General features: G+C 59.9%; 20 protein-coding genes. 6 read left to right on the top strand and 14 right to left on the bottom strand.

Translation table 11 applies throughout. From position 1 onward, the window contains the following. Nucleotides 1-93 precede the first annotated feature (93 nt). Nucleotides 94-573 carry a class I SAM-dependent methyltransferase gene (locus NBG89_RS19990; protein WP_431323875.1) on the top strand — a complete coding sequence of 160 codons (480 nt, stop codon included), beginning with the start codon at nt 94-96 and terminating at the stop codon, nt 571-573. Here the strand turns inward: NBG89_RS19990 and NBG89_RS19985 are convergent, their stop codons facing one another. Next, the gene (locus NBG89_RS19985; protein WP_431323874.1) at nt 574-1,452 is read right to left on the bottom strand and encodes an FkbM family methyltransferase; all 879 of its coding nucleotides are present in this window, start codon (nt 1,450-1,452) and stop codon (nt 574-576) included. Then, on the bottom strand, nt 1,449-3,170 hold the full coding sequence (locus NBG89_RS19980; protein ID WP_431324586.1) for an adenylate/guanylate cyclase domain-containing protein: 1,722 nt from the start codon (nt 3,168-3,170) through the stop codon (nt 1,449-1,451). Before NBG89_RS19980 ends, NBG89_RS19985 begins: the two co-directional genes overlap by 4 nt. Before the next feature lie 192 nt (nt 3,171-3,362). Here NBG89_RS19980 and NBG89_RS19975 point away from each other — a divergent pair, with 192 nt between their 5' ends. Beyond that, complete coding sequence (locus NBG89_RS19975; protein WP_431323873.1) at nt 3,363-4,451, top strand: glycosyltransferase family 4 protein; 1,089 nt, start codon at nt 3,363-3,365, stop codon at nt 4,449-4,451. Further along, nucleotides 4,448-5,197: a polysaccharide deacetylase family protein gene (locus tag NBG89_RS19970; protein WP_431323872.1), complete on the top strand. Its 750-nt coding sequence runs from the start codon at nt 4,448-4,450 to the stop codon at nt 5,195-5,197. Before NBG89_RS19975 ends, NBG89_RS19970 begins: the two co-directional genes overlap by 4 nt. On the opposite strand, the gene NBG89_RS19965 is transcribed toward NBG89_RS19970, so the two are convergent. From NBG89_RS19965 to pcaD, 11 genes are all read right to left on the bottom strand, one after another. Beyond that, the gene (locus tag NBG89_RS19965) at nt 5,194-6,024 is read right to left on the bottom strand and encodes an MBL fold metallo-hydrolase (RefSeq protein WP_431323871.1); all 831 of its coding nucleotides are present in this window, start codon (nt 6,022-6,024) and stop codon (nt 5,194-5,196) included. The two genes, NBG89_RS19970 and NBG89_RS19965, sit on opposite strands and share 4 nt — an antisense overlap. A gap of 350 nt (nt 6,025-6,374) precedes the next feature. Then, nucleotides 6,375-7,091, bottom strand: coding sequence for an ABC transporter ATP-binding protein (locus tag NBG89_RS19960; RefSeq protein WP_431323870.1), 717 nt, complete (start codon nt 7,089-7,091; stop codon nt 6,375-6,377). Beyond that, entirely contained in the window at nt 7,072-7,836 is a 765-nt protein-coding gene (locus NBG89_RS19955) for an ABC transporter ATP-binding protein (RefSeq protein WP_431323869.1), read from the bottom strand. The genes NBG89_RS19960 and NBG89_RS19955 overlap by 20 nt, the downstream gene beginning before the upstream one ends. Beyond that, nucleotides 7,833-8,843 carry a branched-chain amino acid ABC transporter permease gene (locus tag NBG89_RS19950; protein ID WP_431323868.1) on the bottom strand — a complete coding sequence of 337 codons (1,011 nt, stop codon included), beginning with the start codon at nt 8,841-8,843 and terminating at the stop codon, nt 7,833-7,835. The genes NBG89_RS19955 and NBG89_RS19950 overlap by 4 nt, the downstream gene beginning before the upstream one ends. Before the next feature lies 1 nt (nt 8,844). Then, the gene (locus NBG89_RS19945) at nt 8,845-9,708 is read right to left on the bottom strand and encodes a branched-chain amino acid ABC transporter permease (protein WP_431323867.1); all 864 of its coding nucleotides are present in this window, start codon (nt 9,706-9,708) and stop codon (nt 8,845-8,847) included. A gap of 101 nt (nt 9,709-9,809) precedes the next feature. Next, the gene (locus NBG89_RS19940; RefSeq protein WP_431323866.1) at nt 9,810-10,982 is read right to left on the bottom strand and encodes an ABC transporter substrate-binding protein; all 1,173 of its coding nucleotides are present in this window, start codon (nt 10,980-10,982) and stop codon (nt 9,810-9,812) included. A gap of 126 nt (nt 10,983-11,108) precedes the next feature. Continuing rightward, a complete protein-coding gene (locus tag NBG89_RS19935) occupies nt 11,109-12,161 on the bottom strand; it encodes a 3-carboxy-cis,cis-muconate cycloisomerase (protein ID WP_431323865.1) in 1,053 nt (350 codons plus the stop codon). Nucleotides 12,162-12,234: 73 nt separating this feature from the next. Continuing rightward, entirely contained in the window at nt 12,235-12,849 is a 615-nt protein-coding gene (pcaG, locus tag NBG89_RS19930) for a protocatechuate 3,4-dioxygenase subunit alpha (protein ID WP_431323864.1), read from the bottom strand. After that, entirely contained in the window at nt 12,849-13,598 is a 750-nt protein-coding gene (gene pcaH, locus NBG89_RS19925) for a protocatechuate 3,4-dioxygenase subunit beta (RefSeq protein WP_431323863.1), read from the bottom strand. The genes pcaG and pcaH overlap by 1 nt, the downstream gene beginning before the upstream one ends. Before the next feature lie 10 nt (nt 13,599-13,608). Continuing rightward, nucleotides 13,609-14,013 (bottom strand): 4-carboxymuconolactone decarboxylase, encoded by a 405-nt coding sequence (gene pcaC / locus NBG89_RS19920; RefSeq protein WP_088705323.1) that lies wholly within the window; start codon nt 14,011-14,013, stop codon nt 13,609-13,611. Beyond that, the gene (gene pcaD, locus NBG89_RS19915; protein ID WP_431323862.1) at nt 14,010-14,819 is read right to left on the bottom strand and encodes a 3-oxoadipate enol-lactonase; all 810 of its coding nucleotides are present in this window, start codon (nt 14,817-14,819) and stop codon (nt 14,010-14,012) included. Before pcaD ends, pcaC begins: the two co-directional genes overlap by 4 nt. Before the next feature lie 151 nt (nt 14,820-14,970). Between pcaD and pcaQ the strand changes: the two genes are divergently transcribed. The 3 genes from pcaQ to NBG89_RS19900 all read left to right on the top strand — a co-directional run bounded on the left by pcaQ (nt 14,971) and on the right by NBG89_RS19900 (nt 18,208). Further along, a complete protein-coding gene (pcaQ, locus tag NBG89_RS19910; RefSeq protein WP_431323861.1) occupies nt 14,971-15,897 on the top strand; it encodes a pca operon transcription factor PcaQ in 927 nt (308 codons plus the stop codon). Nucleotides 15,898-15,965: 68 nt separating this feature from the next. Continuing rightward, complete coding sequence (locus tag NBG89_RS19905) at nt 15,966-16,394, top strand: lipocalin-like domain-containing protein (RefSeq protein WP_431323860.1); 429 nt, start codon at nt 15,966-15,968, stop codon at nt 16,392-16,394. A gap of 287 nt (nt 16,395-16,681) precedes the next feature. Continuing rightward, nucleotides 16,682-18,208, top strand: a complete 1,527-nt coding sequence (locus NBG89_RS19900) for an adenylate/guanylate cyclase domain-containing protein (RefSeq protein ID WP_431324585.1) — start codon at nt 16,682-16,684, stop codon at nt 18,206-18,208. An 86-nt stretch (nt 18,209-18,294) separates the two neighbouring features. On the opposite strand, the gene pobA is transcribed toward NBG89_RS19900, so the two are convergent. Continuing rightward, nucleotides 18,295-19,467 carry a 4-hydroxybenzoate 3-monooxygenase gene (gene pobA / locus NBG89_RS19895; RefSeq protein WP_431323859.1) on the bottom strand — a complete coding sequence of 391 codons (1,173 nt, stop codon included), beginning with the start codon at nt 19,465-19,467 and terminating at the stop codon, nt 18,295-18,297. Nucleotides 19,468-19,565: the final 98 nt, after the last annotated feature.

Here is a 19,565-nt window from a genome sequence, read left to right as displayed (position 1 = left end):
TGCAACGCCATTTTGCAACTACGGCAATCGACTTCATATAGTTTCGTGTGCTAGCACCGCTGTCGAAAAACGATTGAATGGACAAGAACATAGATGAGCCGTCTGGACAGCTTCATCCGCCGTTTGGCGGCCCAGCGCGATATCCTCAATGCAATCGTCGAACTTGTGAACGGCACCGAAGGCCCGGTGCTGGAATTTGGCCTTGGCAACGGCCGCACCTACGATCATCTGCGCGAGCTCTTTCCGGAGCGTCGCATCATTGCCTTCGACCGTGAGGTCCGCTCGTATTCGTCCTCGACGCCGCCGGCGGAAAACATGGTCACAGGCGATATCCGCGAATCCGGCCAGTCTTTCGTTGGTATCGGGGCAGCGCTTGCGCATGCCGATATCGGGACCGGTCATGACGATATTGACGCCGTCACACTGACATGGCTGCCGCAACTGATGGTCGGCGTCCTTGCGAAAGACGGAATTGCGGTCAGCGGCCTGCCGCTGGATCGCCCGGAGCTTCAGTCATTGGCGCTTCCTGCAGGTGTGAAGGAAGGCCGCTACTTTCTTTATCGGCGTAAATAATCAGGGAAGAAACAGCACGTCGTACTGTTCGATGCTGCCCGGCAGGTTGACGACCTTCATCTCCTGCTCTGCCTCCTCGAAGAAGACCAGGCAATTCTCATAGAATCCGGCAAGGGTCTTGATGAATTCACGGGTCTGTTCAGGACCATAGAAGAGCGGCGTGAACTCCATGTAGAGAGGAACGCGTCGCGACAGGAGCGGCAGCATCGAGCGGCAGGCGACCGGCTCATAGCCTTCGATGTCCATCCAGACGAGGCCTATATCGGCAGGATCGATAGAAAGCTCGTCGAGAAGCTGCGTCACCGGCCTGACCGGGACGCTCGTCTTCTCATCGCTGGCACTCTTTCGGTACGCGCTGCTTTTTCCATGATTGTTGGCGTTCATGAAGAAGTCGATCTCGCCAGCGGTTGCCCCGGCAGCGCAATTGACCAGCGTCACCACTCCATCGAGCTTGTTCTGGCGGATATTTTTCTGCAGCAGGGGGAAGTTGCGCGGATCGGGCTCGATGCTGACGATGCGGGTATAGGCGCCGCTCAGCGCGAAGTAGACGGTCTGCGTTCCGATGTTGCCGCCAATCTCCAGAAGATAGCCGTGCTTGCGCATCAGGCCGCGCTCACGCAGCACCGTGATCAGCCGGTCAACCTGCTCGCGCTCGAAATGCCCCTTTCGAAAGACCTTGCGGCCAATGTAGTCGGACGGCGAAAAGGTCATCAGATGATCACCCGCATCGACGGTCATCGATACGACCCGCGGTCCGATGTTCTCGATCAAAAGTCGCCTGCCGGTGCGGGTATCGAAGAACCTGCTTGCGACGGCATTGCGCGCCTTGCGCAGGCGTTTCTGCCAGAATTTGGCCTTGAGCCAACCGCGGCCCGTCATGCGTCTTTTCCTTCGACCAGTTCGACGGCTTTGTCGCTCGGAATGACATAGACTTTCAAGGGCAAAGCACGACCGCGCACACTGATTTCACGGCTTTCCACGCCCGCCGTATCAGCGCCTGAAAGGCTCGCGACCGTTTCGGAAATGACAATGGCTGCATCGAATTCCTTGGCAGCTGTCTCCAATCGGCTTGCAACGTTGACCGTGTCGCCGATTGCGGTCACGCTGCGTACCCGGCCATAGCCGAGCGTCCCGACAACTGCGGGGCCTGTGTGAATGCCAATGGCGATGTGAAGCGGCATGGAGAGTTCGTCCGAAAGCTCGGCTCCAAGCTTCTCGATGTCACGCACGATGGTCGCCGCCGCGGCAAGCGCCTGGCGACAGGCCACTTCCGGAGAACTGCCAATGCCAAAGAGCGCCATGGCGCCATCGCCGATGAACTTGTCTATGCGTCCGCCCGCTGTCTCGACGGCATTGCCTACCAAGGCAAAATAGCGGTTGAGCAGAAATACGATGTCGAAGGGGAGCCGCGTTTCCGTCAGTGAAGTGAAATGACGGATATCGCAGAAGAGGACGGTGATCTCGCGTTCACGTCCGGGGCTCGTCTCCTGGGTATTGGGCGGTAATGTCGTCTCCGATGCCGCAACGAGCAGCGGCGCGACCGTCACGTCATGCGTCGGTCTCAGCTGGCAGGCAAGGCGCACGTCGGACGCGGCCTTGATCCTTTTCAGCGTCGATTGCTCCAGCTTGTCGGGTGGCGGCAGATCGTCATAGCGACTGAGGATCTGGACGCGGCAAGTCGAACATTGCCCCTTGCCGCCACAGACGGAATAGTGCGGCAAACCGCCGAGCCTGCTTGCCTCCAGAACCGTGAAGCCGCGCGGCACGCTGATCGCCTCGCCTCCAGGATATCGCACGGTGATTTGATTGACCCGCTCCCTCCACCGCCGCCATGTCCGTGCACCGACGACAATCAGGAGCGCTGCGGAAAACGACCCGTACAGGCCGGCCCGGATCATCGCGATCTGCCTCTGCGCTTCCGGGTCCGAATAATAGCGGATGTTGAGGTTTTCCTGATAGCGCTCCGTATCGACCATGCCCTCGTAGGCAGGTTCAGCAATCGTCCGCCCCATTTCGATAAAGCCGAGTATGCCAAGCACCGGCAGGAGGATCGCAACGGCGAGCAGCATTGCGGCGATGCTGTCGTACCAGGGCCGGTAGCGCAGCCAGAAATGCAGGCCGATGCAGCCGTGGATCCAGACGGCAAGGAGCGCAATGACCTGGCGCCATCCATTGCCCGGCGAGGTGATCCAGAGCAGGCGCACGATCGTCTCGTAGTCATCCCGATGCTGGAAGAGCGCGTGGGCAACCCGCGTGCCGATGACGTGGTCGATCAGCAAAAGCGGAATGGCGATCCCGAGCACAATCTGGGTCATCTCCGCGGCTGGCATCACCAGGCTCCGCCGCCTGTAGACCGAGCGCAGAACCAGCGTGATGTGAACAAGGACAGCCCCGTAGAACACCACCGTCCCCACAGGGTTGCGCCAGATCGCCAGGAAAATCCTTCGCCCATCGTCAGCCGCCGCGACCGAAATCAGGCCGAGCGCATGGTTGGAGAGATGCAGCAGAACAAACAAAAACATGACGAGCCCGGAACCAAGCCTGGCTCTTCTGATCGAACGCTCTGAAAAAATACTGGTGGCAGCGACCGTCGCCATCATTCCCATTCTTGAACACCAAATGACAAATACAATAGAGAGGACGGAATTGAGGTGGAATTGCCGCCACTCCGATTGCGATCGCCTTTCACATGTTTATCAGCAGAACTGAAGGAAGCCGACAATAGCGGAATTTCTCGTGGCAAGCCCAGACATCGATTGTAAACAGTGTGTGTCCGTGGAGGTGCCACAATGCGGGTTGCGTTCTACGCACCGTTGAAATCGCCGAACCACCCCGTGCCGTCGGGTGACCGGCTGATGGCACGTCTGCTCATGCGAGCTCTCGAGCTTGCCGGACATTCGGTCGAAATAGTCTCGGAATTTCGCAGTTTTGCGGCGACCCCGGAAGAGGCGAGCGCCCGGCGCTTTGTCGCGGAAAGAGAGTTGACGCGCCTGCGGGACGACTGGTCGAGCAAGCCGCGGCCCGATCTCTGGTTCTGTTATCATCCCTACTACAAATCGCCTGACATTTTCGGACCGGCACTCTGCCGGGAATTCGCAATTCCATACGTCACAGCCGAGGCATCCTATTCCGCGAAAAGAGAGGCGACGGAATGGGGCGAGCAACAAAGACTGGTCGTGGATGGCCTCCGCCAGGCAGCCGTCAACATCGTTTTCACCGCGCGTGACCGGGCGGGGCTTGCACAAGCCCTGCCCACAGGTTCATTCGCCAACCTGAAGCCCTTCATCGATACGGCCCTTTTCGAGACCGCCCTGCCTCAAGCAAAGCCGCAGCGCCTGATCACCGTCGCGATGATGCGCAGCGGCGACAAGATGCAGAGCTACGCGATGCTCGCAGAGGCACTCCGGCTCATTGGCGATCATCCGTGGACTCTGGCAATTGCCGGGGATGGACCAATGCGGGCTGACGTGGAGCGGTTGTTTGGCACCGTTGAGGCGCATCGCATCGAATGGCTCGGAGAGCTCAACGCCGGAGAAATCGCCCATGAGCTAGGCCGCTCCGGCATCTATGTGTGGCCCGGTTGCGGGGAGGCCTACGGGCTTGCTTATCTGGAGGCACAGGCGGCGGGACTGCCGGTGATCGCCTTGAAGACTGCAGGCGTTCCCGAGGTCGTTATCGACCAGGTTACCGGCCACCTGGTACCGTCGGGCGATGTACCGACGTTCGCAGCCGCAGTCGCGGCTTTGCTTGATGATCCCGCCAGGCGCTCGACGATGGGCGCGAACGCCCGTCACTTCGTACTGGATCAACGATCGCTCAAGGTCGCGGCGAAAGCGCTCGATGCCATCCTGCAAACCTATGTGAGACGAAAAGCATGACCGACGATGAAATCTGGGCACCCCTCGTGCAGGAACTGGACCGCTGGCGGTTGGCGGGTCGACAGGCACGCCTCTGGTTGCGGGACGACGACGCGATCGAGCCGACCGAAGCACTCGAGAGCCTGCTCAGGATCACGCGTCAGTCTTCTGTCCCGCTGACCATTGCGGTCATCCCGGCCTCTACCGGCGAGGCGCTAGCAACACGACTGTCCCGGGAAAATCACGTTCTTGTCGCCGTTCACGGCTGGTCGCACGCAAACCATGCCGGCCCGGAAGAGAAGAAACAGGAGCTCGGTCGTCATCGGCCGGCACAAGTCGTGCTTGCCGAGTTGCGCGATGGCTTCGTCACTCTTGAAGGCCTTTACGGCCCAATGCTTGTCCCGATGCTTGTACCGCCTTGGAACAGGATAAGCGAAGAGCTGGTCCCGCAGCTTGGCGCGCAGAGTTTCGATGTATTGTCGATATTCGGCAGGGCCAAGGCCGGCAGCCCGATCCGTCTGCTGAATACGCATGTCGATGTCGTCAATGCCCGCGGACAGCGTGGGGACCGTGCGCATGCGGATCTGGTAGCAGAATTGGTGGCCGAGCTGCAGTCACGCTTTGGCGGGGATGATGAGGCTGTCGGCATACTCACCCACCATCTGGTGCATGGCGCGCCGGAGTGGGAATTCCTCACCCGTCTCTTCGAGGAAACGAGGCATCATCCGGGCGCCGTGTGGATGTCGGCGCGAGATCTACTGCGCTAGATTTCCAGAACCTGATTATCCCTTGCGGCAAACGCTCCTGGGAATGCCGCCTGGGCCTCCTGCTCCATCTGCTCGAGCTGTGTATCCGTTCGCGACGGCGCATGGTGGAACAGGGCAAACTGCTTGGTGCCGGCCATCTTCGCGAGTTCGACGCCATGCTGCCAGGTGGAGTGGCCGAAGCCCTTGAAACGCTGCATCTCGTCTTCGTTATAGGTGCAGTCGTAGACAGCGAGATCAACGTCCTTCATCATTTCGAGCGCAACCGGATCGTAGACGCCGGGGGTATGCTCTATATCGTAGATCAGGGCCACCGAGCGTCCCTTCCATTCAATACGGTAGCCGATCGCGCCGCCTGGATGGTTCAGCATGAAGGTCTTGATCTTGATCCCGGGCCGCGGCTCGAGCGTCTGGCCCGCGTGAAAGTCACGGAAACTCATCGTCGCCTGGCAGATGTCGGTCTTGACGGGGAACCACGGCGGGCTGATGAACTGCTCGATCATCTCGCGCGTGCTCATCTTGCCGTCGAGATGCCCGGACCAGATCGTCAGGTCAATGGTGGGATAATAGATCGCCTTGAAGAAGGGCAGGCCGATGATGTGGTCGTAGTGACAGTGGCTGAAGAACAGATCGACGTCCCTGACGTCTTCGCTGAGCATGGCAAGCCCGGCTTCGCGTACGCCTGATCCGGCGTCGAAGACCATCCGGTGTTCACCGCAGCGGATTTCGATGCACGAGGTGTTGCCGCCATAGCGATCGAATTCGGGGCCCGAGACCGGGATGCTGCCGCGAACGCCCCAAAACTTTACCTGAAACAGATCTTTACTCATCGCGTCTTCAAATTGGGTCAACCCCACAACGCTATCGTAATCATATAATGATTAGCAAGCGAAGCGTGGAATTCCATGGGCGACCCCGTATCGTTGGTATCGTTCTACCGGCTATCAGTTCAACCGGTAGATTTTCCTAAGCAATCGATTTTTGCTTCGGAAAGCAACTGCCTATGGTTTGTTTTCGGTAAACGGACCATGACGCTCCGGCAGGACAGTAGCGGCACGTTCCGCATTTTCTGTCTATTAGATGGTTGCTCGGCCCTTCAAATACAATTGTCGCCTCCTTCGCCAATAGTATGAGGATACTTGAGTTGTATCGGCATGCGCAATGATCGCATTGCCCGGGGTTAGTGAAGTCCTCCGACGCCGAGCAGACGCTCTATCGCGTCGTGATCGTCTGACAACGCCTTCGGCGTACCCGCCCATGCAAGACGCCCGCGCTCGAGCACGATGACCTGGTCGGCAAAATCCAGGGCGCTCTGGATGCGCTGCTCGACAAGGAGAATGGTCATGTCACCGGTCTTTGCAAGTTCGGCAAAGGCGGCCATCAGTTCCTCGCAGATAACCGGCGCCAATCCCTCGAGGGGTTCGTCAAGGAGAAGCACCGACGGGCGGCCAAGGATCGTACGCGCGGTCGACAGCATCTGTTGTTCGCCGCCAGAGAGTTGGTTTCCGAGGTTGCGGCGTCGCTCCTTCAGCCGCGGAAACATCCCGTAGGCTTCCTCGAGCGCGCTCCTTGGCCGATCCTTCAGGCCGACGAAAAGGTTCTCCTCGACGGTCAGCGTCGGAAAGACACACCGCGCCTGCGGCACATACCCCAATCCCTTGTGCGCGCGCGCTGCACTCGGCATTGCCGTCACATCGGCGGCACCAATGCGGATCGCGCCGCCATAGCGTCTGGTCTGTCCGGCGAGTGTCGCAAGCAATGTGGTCTTGCCCATGCCGTTGCGGCCGAGAACGGCAAGGCGTGCGCCGGCAGGAACGGAGAACGAAATGCCTTCGAGAACGCGTGTCGGCCCGTAGCCGGCGGACAGGTTTTCGACCTCAAGCGGCGTGGCTGGCATTGGCATAGCTCCCGAGATAGGCCTCGCGAACGCGGGCATCCTTGGTGACGTCGGCGGGCGAGCCATCGAAGATGATCGCGCCCGCGGCGAGAACGACGACGCGCTTGGCGAAACGGAACACAAGATCCATGTCGTGCTCGATCATCAGAACGGCGAGATCGGCGGGCAGGTCGGCAAGCGCCTGCTCGATACGGCCGGTATCGCTCTGGGGAACACCGGCGGCAGGTTCATCAAGCAAGAGGACCTTCGGCCGCAGTGCCATGGCAACGGCGATCTCCAGGAGACGCTGCTGGCCGTAGGCAATCTCGTTCACCCTGCGATGCATGAGGTGGGCTATCCCCAGCGTGGCCAGCAGATCGCTGACCTCATCCATGACGGCGGGCATGGCAAGAAAATTTCCGAACATGCGACCCGTGCGTCCCTGACGCTGGAGGATGGCAAGGGCCACATGCTCGGCCGGCGTCATCTCGAGGAAGAGCCGGGTAACCTGGAAAGACCGAACCAGGCCGCGCTTGACGCGGCCGTTGGCCCCAACCTTTGTGACAGCCTCGCCCGCAAGGCGGACATCGCCGGAATCGGGCTGCAAGTTGCCAGTCACCAGATTGACGAATGTCGTCTTGCCCGCACCGTTCGGTCCGATCAGCGCCACGCGGTCGCCTGGCGCCATCGACAGTGAGACGTCATTTGTAACGGCAAGGCCGCCGAAGGATTTCCTGAGGTTGATAACTTCGAAGACGGCGCTCATTGTCCAGCCTCCCTCTTGCGGTTCAGGAAAGATGCAGCGGAGCCGTAGAGTCCCTTCGGCGCAAACAGGACGACAGCGATCAGCAGCGCGCCGACCATGGTCAGCCAGTGGAACGGGTTTGCCGCCGAGACATAGTCCTCAAACAGCATGAAGATGACAGTGCCGGAGAGCGCGCCGAACAGCGAGCCTGTACCCCCAAGGACGAGCATCACCAGCGATTCGGCTGACAGCGTGAACGACAGACTGTCGAGGCCGACGACCTGTGTGGTGATGGCGTTAAGCGCCCCACCGACGCCGGCAACCGCACCCGAGATCACGTACATCTTCATCAGTGCGGCCTTTGGCGAGGCGCCCATCGCGCGGATACGCACCGGATCCTCCTTGATGCCGCGACACAGCATGCCGAAGGGCGAGCGCACCAGCAGCCGCAGGATGATGAAGACGATCAGCAACAGCATAATCGCGAAGACATAGGCGGTATGGCCATAGAGATCGAATTCGAAGTAGCCGAAGATCGGATCGGCCGAGATGCCCGAGAGGCCATCGCTGCCGCCGGTCCAGCTGGACGCCTTGTTGGCGAACTCGTGGAAGAGATTGATCAGCGCGATCGACAGGACGAGCTGCGGCAGGCCATGGCCACGCAAGATAACGGCACCACTGACCAATCCAGCGACCGCCCCGCCGACAATGCCTGCAAGCGTCATCAGCAGCGGATCGTTGATGCCGTAGTGGGCCGAGATGATGCCGGCGGCATAGGCACCCGATCCGAACAGGGCCGCATGGCCGAGTGTTGCAACACCACAATAGCCGGTGACGAGATCGAGCGACAGGACAAGCAAGGCGACCGCAACGATGCGCGTGAGCAGCGCAAGATTGTCCGGAAACAACACGTAGCCGATTGTGGCAACGACTATTATGGCGGTGACGCCGGCCACATCACGCCCTATTGAGCGGCGCGGGCGGGCGGAGGTGGAAATTGCTGCTTCGGTATTCATGACGACAGCCATTCTATTTCGTCCTTCCCGCAAGGCCGCGCGGGAAGATGCAGATGATGGCAATGACCGCGAGATAGAAGAAGAATTCGCCGAACTCCGGCATCAGGTAGCGTCCGGTGGTGTCAATGCCACCAAGCAGGAGGCAGGCCACCAGGGCTCCCGGGATGGACCCAGCGCCGCCGACCGAAACCACCACGAGGAAGGTCACCATATATCGAAGCGCATAGTAGGGTTCGACGGGCAGCATCTCCGCGCCGACAACGCCGCCAAAGGCAGCAAGCCCGACCGCTACGGCAAAGCTCAGTGCATAGATGACTTCAGTGTGTACGCCGAGCGCTGCCGCCATGGCGGCATTGTCGACCGAGGCGCGCAGCTTGACGCCGAAGCTTGTCCTTTCGATCGCGTACCAAAGGCCACCGGCAACGGCAAGACCACACAGGATGGCAAAGAGGCGATGGACGGGGATCGTGCGGAAACCGAGGTCAGCGGACCCCTGAAGGTCTTGCGGCAGGGGGATTGTCTTCAGCGTCGGACCGAAAACGTAATTGGCAATGCCGATAATGCAGAAGGTGATGCCAATCGTCATCAGCACCTGCGTCAGCTCCGGCGCTCCGTAGATGCGTCTATAGAGAAAACGTTCGATCGGAATCGCCATGATGACCGTTCCAATGACCGCGGCGATCACCGCAACCCCGTAGCCGAGCCCGAGATCGCGTGCCGCATAGGACGCAATGTAGCCGCCGATCATCGCAAAGGCGCCGTGTGCGAGATTGACGACGCGCATCAATCCCATTGTCACCGACAGCCCGATCGAGATGACGAACAGCACCATGCCATAGGCAAGCGCATCGACGGCTATGCTGAAGACTGTTTGCATGAGGCTATCCCGATGCTGTTGGAGCGGGCCTGGCATTGCGGTGCTTGCAGCGCGCTCGGCGCTACAAGCATTTTCCGGTCCGCTGCAGATATCAGAGGCCGTTACTTCGCAGCCGCAAGGCCAGGGTCGCCCTGCTTCTCGAAGGTCTGGACTTCCTTGTTGTAATAGGTGCCGTCATCGGCCTTGGTAACTTCACGCAGGTAGATGTTCTGCGTGATGTGGCGGCTTTCCGGATCGATCGAGACCGGACCGCGCGGGCTGACCCAGGTCAAACCCTTGACGGCGTCGACGGCCTTGGCCGCGTCCTGCTTGCCGCCGGTTGCTTCGATCATCTTGTAGATGACATGCATGCCGTCATAGGCGCCGACGGCCGGGAAAGACAGCTCTGCCTTGTTGCCGATTGCCTTGGCCGCAGCTTCGACGAACGCCTTGTTTTCAGGCGAGTCATGCGAGACCGCATAATGGAAGCTCGTCTTTATGCCGAGCGCTGCATCGCCCAGTGCGGGAAGGTCTGATTCCTGTGTCAGGTCGCCCGGCGCGAAGAACTTGATGCCGGCAGCCTTGAGACCGTTTTCGTTGTAGGCCTTGACGAAACCAAGCGTGGTCGGACCGGAAGGCAGGAAGGCAAAAACGCCCTGTGCGCCGGAATCCCTGATGCGCTGCATGATCGGGCTGAAATCGTTTGTCGACAGCGGCATGCGGATTGCCTCGACGACCTGGCCGCCTTGCTTCTCGAAGGCTGCCTTGAAGGCATTTTCCGCGTCGACGCCCGGACCATAATCGCTGACAACCGAAATCACCTTGCTGACGCCGGCATCGTGCGCAACCTTGGCTATCGGCGTCGAGGTCTGCCAGGTCGTGAACGATGTGCGCACCACGAGCGGGCTCTTCGTTACGATCGCCGATGTGGCAGCGTTCATGATGACGAGTGGCGTATTTGCCTGCTTCAGGATCGGCGTCACGGCCATGGCGTCAGGCGTGAAATAAAAGCCAGCCAGGTACTGGACCTTTTCCTTGACGACCAGTTCCTGCGCCAGTGCCTTGGACTGCGCAGGATCGGCGGCCGGCAGATCGCGATAGATCACTTCAACGGTGTTGTCGCCGACCTTGTCGCCATGGATCGCCATGTAGGCGTCGATGCCGGCCTTGAAATTCTTGCCCTGCAGGGCAAACGGACCCGAGAACGGCCCGACGACGCCAACCTTGATGGTATCGGCATAGGCCGCCGTGCTCATGACGACTGCCGCAACGGCGGCCAGGACAAACCGTTTCATAAAACCTCCCATTGACTACGGCGCACTCCTACGCCGGATTAGCCCAGAGCTAAAATCCCGGCGATAGTGTCTCATTCAAAATGGTAATGTAAAATGAAATAAAAGGCGAAAATCATACATGTGGGGTTATGAGTTGCGCTGTCCAATTCGCTTGATGTTGCCGGCCAGTTCAAGCGCCAGACGAAGCGAAGCGGCAGTTGCCACAACCATTTGCGGGAGAATAAGCCATTCAAGCGTCCAGGCGGCGCCCGATCGCTCCTGTTCATGTACCAGCGCCTGATGGCAACCCGAAAGCTGGGTTGCATTGAAGCGCGCAAGGGCAACCAGTGTTTCAGCGGCGACCGGATTTTGCTTGTGCGCCATGGCGGAAGAACCGCCGCCGCCAGCAAGCGCGATCTCGTCGCCTGCCTGTGCCAGAAGCGCGATATCCTGACCGACCTTGCCGAGGCTGCCACTGATCAGAGAAAGCAGATTGGCGAAATCTGCGACCATGCCGCGTTGGCTTTGCCATTGCGGCGTGTCGGAAAGCCCGAGTTCCTGGGCAAGGGCAGCGCGAATGGCCGGCGCCTGGTCCTGAAGCTTGTCGAGCGTGCCAGCCGCCCCGCCGAACTGCACGGGGAACCGCTGTTCGGTCAGCCGGTCGCGATAGCCGCCAAGTGGTGCCTGCCAGGCACGAAGACGATCCGACACGCTGATCGCAATCGCTGCCTGCATGCGGGTGCGTCCCATCAGGACATTCTTTCCAAACTGCGCGTCGAGATTGTCGAAGGCCTTGGCAAGCTGCGAGAGCCGATTTGAAAACAGGAACGCGATTGCCTTGAGCCGGACCATCAGACTGGTGTCGATGACATCCTGGCTCGTGGCGCCGAGGTGAACGCAATCGGAATACGGACTTCCGACTGCCTTGCGAAGCTGTTTGACGAGATCGGCAACGACAACTCCGTCGCGAGCCGTACCGGCCCTCAGTTGCGCACGATCCGGCTCGAACGTCGCGCAAACGGTGCCGATATGGCGTGCGGCCTCGTGCGAAATCACACCATGGATGGCCTCGGCTCGCGCGAGCGCTGCTTCAAAGCCGAGCATGGCGCGAATATCTGCCTCCGGGGAGAAATACGGTGCCGTTTCGTCGTCGCCGACCAGGCCGGAGAGAAAGGGGTGATCGAAGGCTGAGATTGTCATCGGTGTCTTTCTGGCAGGAACCGATAACTGCGCCCGGAATCGTCGCGTTGCAAGGTCCCCGCACTTTCCGCGGTCAAATATCCAGGAACACGGTCTCCCTGTCGCCTTGCAGCCTAATGTCGAAGGTGTAGGTCGAACCCTCACGAACCGCAATCATCGTGTCGACGCGCTCCCGGTGCTCGATGCGCAGAAGTAGCGGGTCGGCCTTGTTGGCCTCGACCTCCTCCGGAAAATACATGCGTGTATGCAGGCCGATGTTGATGCCGCGGGCGACAATCCAGAAGGTGATATGCGGCGCCATCTTGCGGCCGTCCTTGAATGGAACGCGACCCGGCTTGACGGTGTCGAAGCTGAAAACGCCGTCTTCGGCCCTCGTCGGGCAGCGGCCCCAGCCGGCAAAGTTCGGATCTGCCGTGCCACGCATTTCGGATGGGCTGTTATAGAGGCCGGCGCTGTCGGCCTGCCAGATTTCGACGACGGCATCGCGCACAAGCGTGCCGGCACCATCAAGAACGCGGCCGGTAACGGTGATGCGCTCGCCGAGAGTCTTGTCGTTGATCATCGCCGAGCCGAGATCGGTCTCATAGACGCCGCCGATATCGCAATAATTCGGCGTCAGGCCGATATGGACATAGGGGCCGGCGGTTTGCGACGGCGTTTCCTTCAGGTAGCCGAGTTCCTGTACCATCAGTTCCCCTCCAGGCGGTTTTCGAACATGGTCGAGCGGCGACCGCGCAGCACGATGTCGAACTTGTAGGCGCGCGCATCCATTGGAATCGTGTTGCCCCAATCGAGCGGTGCAATCAACTGCTCAATGGCCCGCTTGTCGGGGATCGTGCCGACGATCGGGCACTTCCAGATCATTGGGTCCCCCTCGAAATACATCTGGGTAATCAGACGCTGCGCAAAACCGTGACCGAAGATCGAAAAGTGGATATGGGCCGGCCGCCAGTCGTTGACGCCGTTCGGCCAGGGATAGGCGCCTGGACGAACAGTACGAAACGCATACTGGCCATCGTCGTCGGTTATGCAGCGCCCGCAGCCGCCGAAATTCGGATCGATCGCGGCGAGATAGGTTTCCTTCTTATGGCGGTAGCGGCCACCGGCATTGGCCTGCCAGAACTCGACAAGGGCACCCGCTACCGGACGCCCGCGCTCATCGAGCACGCGGCCATGAACGACGATGCGCTCGCCGATGGCACTTTCGCCTGGCTTGGCGAAGTTGTGGATCAGGTCGTTGTCGAGCTCGCCGATGACAGAATGGCCGAAGACCGGCCCTGTGATCTCGGAGATCGTCCCGTCGAGCGATAGTAAGGCGCGCTGCGGCGAGCGCAACACCGAGGTCTTGTAGCCTGGGGTGAGGGCAGGCGCGTGCCACGCGCGGTCGCGCGCGAAGAAGGCGCCGGTTTCGGGCTTGCGGTTGGGGAGATCGGACATCCTATGCCTTTCAGGCCGCCTTGCCGGCGTCCATCTGTTCGAAAACGTGCTTGGCGATTTTGATGGCGTGATTGGCGGCGGGAACGCCGGCGTAAATTGCCACGTGCAGCAGTGCCTCGCAGATGTCGTCCCGTGAGGCGCCGGTATTGGCGGTGGCGCGCACATGCATCGCCACCTCGTCATCCTGCCCGAGTGCAGCAAGCAGCGCGATGGTGACGATCGAGCGCTCGCGGCGCGTCAGCGTCGGGCGCGACCAGACGTGGCCCCAGGCAGCTTCCGTGATCAGGTCCTGAAACGGCCGGTCGAATGGCGTCGAACTTGCTTCGGCACGATCGACATGGGCATCGCCCAGCACGGCTCGACGTGTCGCCATCCCTTGCTCAAAGCGCTCCGATGGCTCGTGGAGTTCACTCATGGGCTCTTTTCTCCATGCAATGCAAAATCGATGAATGCGCGGATGATTGCCGTCAGCGCTTCGGGCTGCTCCACGCAAGGGATATGGCCTGCGTCGCGAATGATCTCGAAGCGGGCGTTGGGAATGAGCTTGGCAGTCGACTTTACCAGGTCGGGCGGCGTCGAACCGTCCTGATCTCCAACGATGCAGATCGTCGGAACGCCTATCTTCGCGGCGGCCTCCGTGTAGTCGGCATCCCGGATTGCCTCGCAGGTGGCGAGATAGCCTTCCACCGGCTGACGAACAAGCATATTGCTGTAGCCGTGATAGGCCGTATTCTCGGGTCGCCGGAAAGCTGGCGTGAACCACAGCTTCATGACGCCATCGACAATGCTGCCGATGCCCTTGCTGGCCACAGCTGCAATCCGCGCATTCCAGCTTTCATTGGTACCGATCTTGTGCGCGGTATCGCAAAGGATCAATCCCTGCACCATGTCGGGACGGGCCTTGTAAAGCGCCTGGGCAATCAACCCGCCCACCGAAAGCCCACAGATGAAGGCCTGCTTGACCGCCAGAAGATCGAGCAGACCAGCAAGATCGGAGGCATGGTCCTCGATCGAATAGGGAACCTGACCGACATCGGAAAGCCCGTGGCCACGCTTGTCGTAGACAACGATCGCGTAATCCCCGGCCAGTCGCACAATCACGTCGCGCCAGATGCGGAAATCGGTGCCAAGCGAATTGGCAAAGACAATGACCGGCTTGTCGGCGGGACCGCCGATCAGCTGATAATGGATCGCGATGTCGTTGATACGAGCAAACTGCACGGCGAATCTCCTCTCTGCGCCTATCCTGACGCAAGCCGCAATCGACTTGACGAAGGATTCTGCACAGACCCAAGTTCAAATTGGATGTTTAATCTGGTTAGGTAAAATGATATTTCGTGGCATTTCGATAACTCCGGAGTTATGAAAAACCATGATCGACAATCGCGTCAAGTTTCGTCATCTGCAGACATTTGTCGAGGTCGCCCGCCAGAAAAGCGTGATGAAAGCGGCCGAACTGCTCAATGTCAGCCAGCCGGCGGTGACGAAGACGATCCGCGAACTGGAAGACGTGCTGGGTGTGGCCGTCTTCGAGCGCGATGGACGCGGCATCAAGATCACCCGGTATGGCGACGTCTTTCTCCGTCACGCGGGGGCGGCACTGACAGCACTGCGCCAGGGGCTCGATTCGGTTTCACAGGAGCGTTTCGGCGAAGCGCCGCCGATCCGCATCGGCGCGTTGCCGACAGTATCGACGCGGATCATGCCGCGGGCGATGGAGCTTTTCTTGAAGGAGAACACCTGGAGTCGTATCAAGATTGTGACGGGCGAAAATGCAGTGCTTCTGGAGCAGTTGCGTGTGGGCGATCTCGATCTCGTCGTCGGGCGTCTGGCCGGCGCCGAAAAGATGGCGGGCTTCTCCTTCGAGCACCTCTATTCGGAACAGGTCGTCTTTGCCGTTCGTGCCGGTCATCCGCTCCTCAAGTCGCGCCAATCCCTGTTTGCGAACCTCAGCGAATACACAGTGCTGATGCCCACACGCGCCTCGATCATTCGTCCGTTCGTCGAAAGCTTTTTGATTGCCAACGGCGTGGCGAGCCTGCCGAACCAGATCGAGACGGTTTCGGATTCCTTCGGTCGCGCCTTCGTACGTTCGAGCAACGCCATCTGGATCATTTCCACCGGCGTCGTCGCCACCGACATTGCCGACGGCTTGCTTGAAGTCCTGCCGATCGACACGAGCGAGACGAAAGGGCCGGTCGGGTTGACGATGCGTACTGACGCCATCCCCTCGCTGCCTCTCTCGATCCTGATGCAGACATTGCGGGAAGCGGCAACGGAGGTTGCCGCGAAGGCCTAGCAACCCTGTTCGCGATACGGCCTGCATGGTATCGTCAAGCTCGTGCAACTGCGCGTGGGAGCCACACAATGGGAAGTGCAGCCGCATTACACGGAACCTGGCGCATGGTGTCTTGGAAACGCAGGATCGTAGCGTCCGGCACCGTTTCAGACGCGATGGGACCAGACCCGGTCGGTTTCTTGTCGTATCAACCCGACGGCAGAATGATGGCATTGGTCGTCAGCAGCGAACGGCCGGTCTCCAACGGCAAAATGCCGACAGATTCCGAAAAAGTTGCTCTCTTCGATAGCATGCTCGCCTATTCCGGTACCTACACCTTCGATAACGGCCGCGTTATCCACCATGTCGATGCCAGCTGGAACCCGGCATGGGGCGTGACTGACCTGATCAGGCCGTTCTCCATCGACGGCAGCAGGCTGGTGATCAGCGGCGCGCCCGGTGTAGACCCCACGACCGGCGAGGAAGTCGTTTACGAACTCGAGTTCCGCAAGATCTGAGAGGCCCGCCGAGCGTTGCCCAATCACTCCAAAATTGGCCGGCTGCGGCAGTTGACGGCATCGATCGACGCATGCTCCTTCTTCGGACATGGTAGTCTGCGAAGAGGGCTTCATGTCCAAGTGTTTGAGAAAATCTGTGACGACCGGTCGAGGCGAATCGCGGCCCGGCTTGCGCAACGCGGCTGGACGCCTGGCCAACTCAGTTTTCGTCGAGGCTTGCAGTGACCTACCAGGCTGATCGCGGCCGAACCGCGCGAAAGACCGGATATTTCATCAGTTTCCTGATTATGGCTTTGCTGGCCGGCTTGCCGATCGCGGTCTGGATGGATGTCAGCGCACTTTCCCAAAACACAGTGAAACGCCAGGCCGAGGACTTGAGTTCGCTGATCACCAGCATCCGTTCCTACTATGCAAGCAACGTCGTCGGGCGCGTTCTGGCGGCACATGCCGCGGGCGGCGACGTCGGCACGGTTGTAACACACGACTACGCCGATATACCCGGCGCAATCCCGATCCCGGCGACGCTTTCGCTCGAACTCGGCGATGTCATCCGGCAGCAGCAGGCCAATATCACCTATCGCTTCCTCTCAGACCTGCCGTTCAAGCGGCGCGCGCCACACCCTCTCGACACTTTCGAAACGAACGCTCTGGCGGCACTGCGCGCCGATCCCAAAAAGATGCCGACAGAAATCAGCCGCAGCGGCTTTACGAACACGTTTCGGCTTGTGACTCCCGTCGTGATGGGCGCGGCATGCGTCGCCTGCCACAACTCCCATCCGGAAAGCCCGAAGATGGACTGGAAGGTCGGCGATGTGCGCGGCATTCAGGAAGTGATCATCAGGCAACCCTTTGCGCGCAATGTCTTCGCGTTCAAATACCTGCTGCTGTATTTCCTTTGCATGGCGGGACTTGGCATCGGCTTCATCGTCTTCCAGCAGCGCCAGAGGGCCCTGATTGAGGGCGTCAACCGCGAATTGGAATCGGCGAACGAATTTCTGGCCAGCGTTTCCATGAAAATCTCGCGCTATTTGTCGCCTCAGGTCTACAAGAGCATCTTCAGTGGCCAAAAAGACGTCGTTATCCAGACCGAGCGCAAGCGGCTGACGATTTTCTTTTCGGATATCAAGGATTTCACGGCGACCACCGAGCGGCTGCAGCCGGAGGCGCTGACGGAAATGCTGAACGAATATCTGACCGAGATGTCGGCCATTGCGCTGAAGCACGGCGGCACGGTCGATAAGTTCATCGGCGACGCCGTGCTGGTATTTTTCGGCGATCCGGAAACGAATGGCGCTGTTGACGACGCGAAGGCCTGCCTGCGGATGGCCGTCGACATGCAGCGTCGCCTCGGTGAGCTGAAGGAGAAGTGGCGCCTTGACGGTACCGAGGAACCGTTCGTCGTGCGGATGGGGATCAATTCGGGATATTGCAACGTCGGCAACTTCGGCAGCAACGATCGCATGGACTACACGATCATCGGCGCAGAAGCCAATCTGGCCGCGCGGCTGCAATCCATCGCCGAAGGCGGAAAGATCGTGATCAGCTACGAAACCTACGCGCTTGTGAAGGACATCGTCGATGCAACGCCCTTGCCGCCAATCACCATGAAGGGCATTCACCGCGAGGTGGTGCCTTACGCCGTCAACGGATTGTTGGGTGCCGACCGGAACCTGCGCGTGCTGAGCGAGCACTTTGCTGGCCTCGACCTGCACCTCGACCTAGCGCAGCTTGACTCGGATGAGCGTGCACGCGTGCGTGCCGCGCTTGCTGAAGCAATGGCCGCGATCGACGCCCAGCCGCCGCGCACCTCCTGATAGCTTGCAAAAATGGGGCGAGCGGCGGTGGGACGCATTAACCACCGCCGCTCTGCGTGCACCCTTCCGTGGATGGCGGAAGGGAACTAGAAGGGAAGGCCGACGTAATTTTCCGCAAGCGCCGTTGAAGCTGCGCGTGAATGCGTGAGGTAGTCGAGTTCGGCTTCCTGAATCTTTTGGTCGAAGTCACCGGTATCAGGAAACCGGTGCATCATCGTTGTCATCCACCAGGAGAAACGAACGGCCTTCCAGACCCGGGCGAGCGCCCTTTGGGAATAGGTGTCGATGCCTGCGTTCGAACGATCCTGGTAGTGTTCGATGAGGCCAGAAAACAGATAATGGACGTCGCTCGCGGCGAGATTGAGACCTTTGGCACCGGTCGGCGGGACAATATGGGCGGCGTCGCCAACAAGGAACATGCGGCCAAAGCGCATAGGTTGGGCAACGAAGGAGCGAAGCGGCGCGATCGACTTCTCGAAGGACGGCGCGGTAACGAGCGCCTCGGCGTGGTGTGCAGGCAGACGTCGGCGCAGTTCGTCCCAGAAACGGTCGTCGCTCCAATCCTCGATCTTTTCGTCGAGCGGACACTGGATGTAGTAGCGGCTGCGGTGCTCGGAACGCATGGAACAAAGCGCAAATCCCCGCGGGTGGTTGGCATAGATCAGCTCTTGATTGACAGGAGCAACGTCAGCCAGAATTCCAAGCCACCCGAAGGGGTAGACCTTCTCGAATGTTTTCAGTGATTTTTCCGGCACCGCCTTGCGGCTGGCGCCGTGAAAACCATCGCAACCGGCAATGAAATCGCAATCGATGCGCTGGGTGGTGCCGTCCTTCTCATAGGTGACGTGAGGGGTCGCTCCATAAAAATCGTGCGGTTGGACGTTCGCCGCCTCGTAGATCGTCAGCGCGCTGCTAATTGCGCGTCGCTCCATCAGGTCGCGGGTAACTTCCGTTTGCCCGTAGACCATAACGCGCTTGCCGCCGGTCAGGCCGAAAAGGTCGATGCGGTGATCACGCCCGTCGAAGGCAAGCGAGAAACCGTCATGCGGCAGGCCTTCGGCATGCATGCGCCTGCCCGCCTTTGCTTCGTCGATCAGGCCGACGGTGCCTTCCTCCAGCACACCGGCGCGTACGCGGCCAAGGATGTAGTCCTTTCCAACACGGTCCAGGATGATGTTGTCGATACCGGCCTCTGTGAGCAACTGGCCGAGCAAAAGCCCCGATGGACCGGAGCCGATGATGGCTACCTTGGTGCGCATGGTGTCCTCCCTTGTCTTTTGTCAAATTGTGACGAGGCAGGGGGCAATCAACAATGGACAATTCCGTCATGAAATTGCACTAATCGAACATGCGACGG

This window comes from Rhizobium sp. YTU87027, from assembly GCF_050644135.1.
GTDB lineage: Bacteria > Pseudomonadota > Alphaproteobacteria > Rhizobiales > Rhizobiaceae > Rhizobium.
Note: the sequence above shows the minus strand (reverse complement) of the source record. Positions and strands in the feature narration are given on the sequence as shown.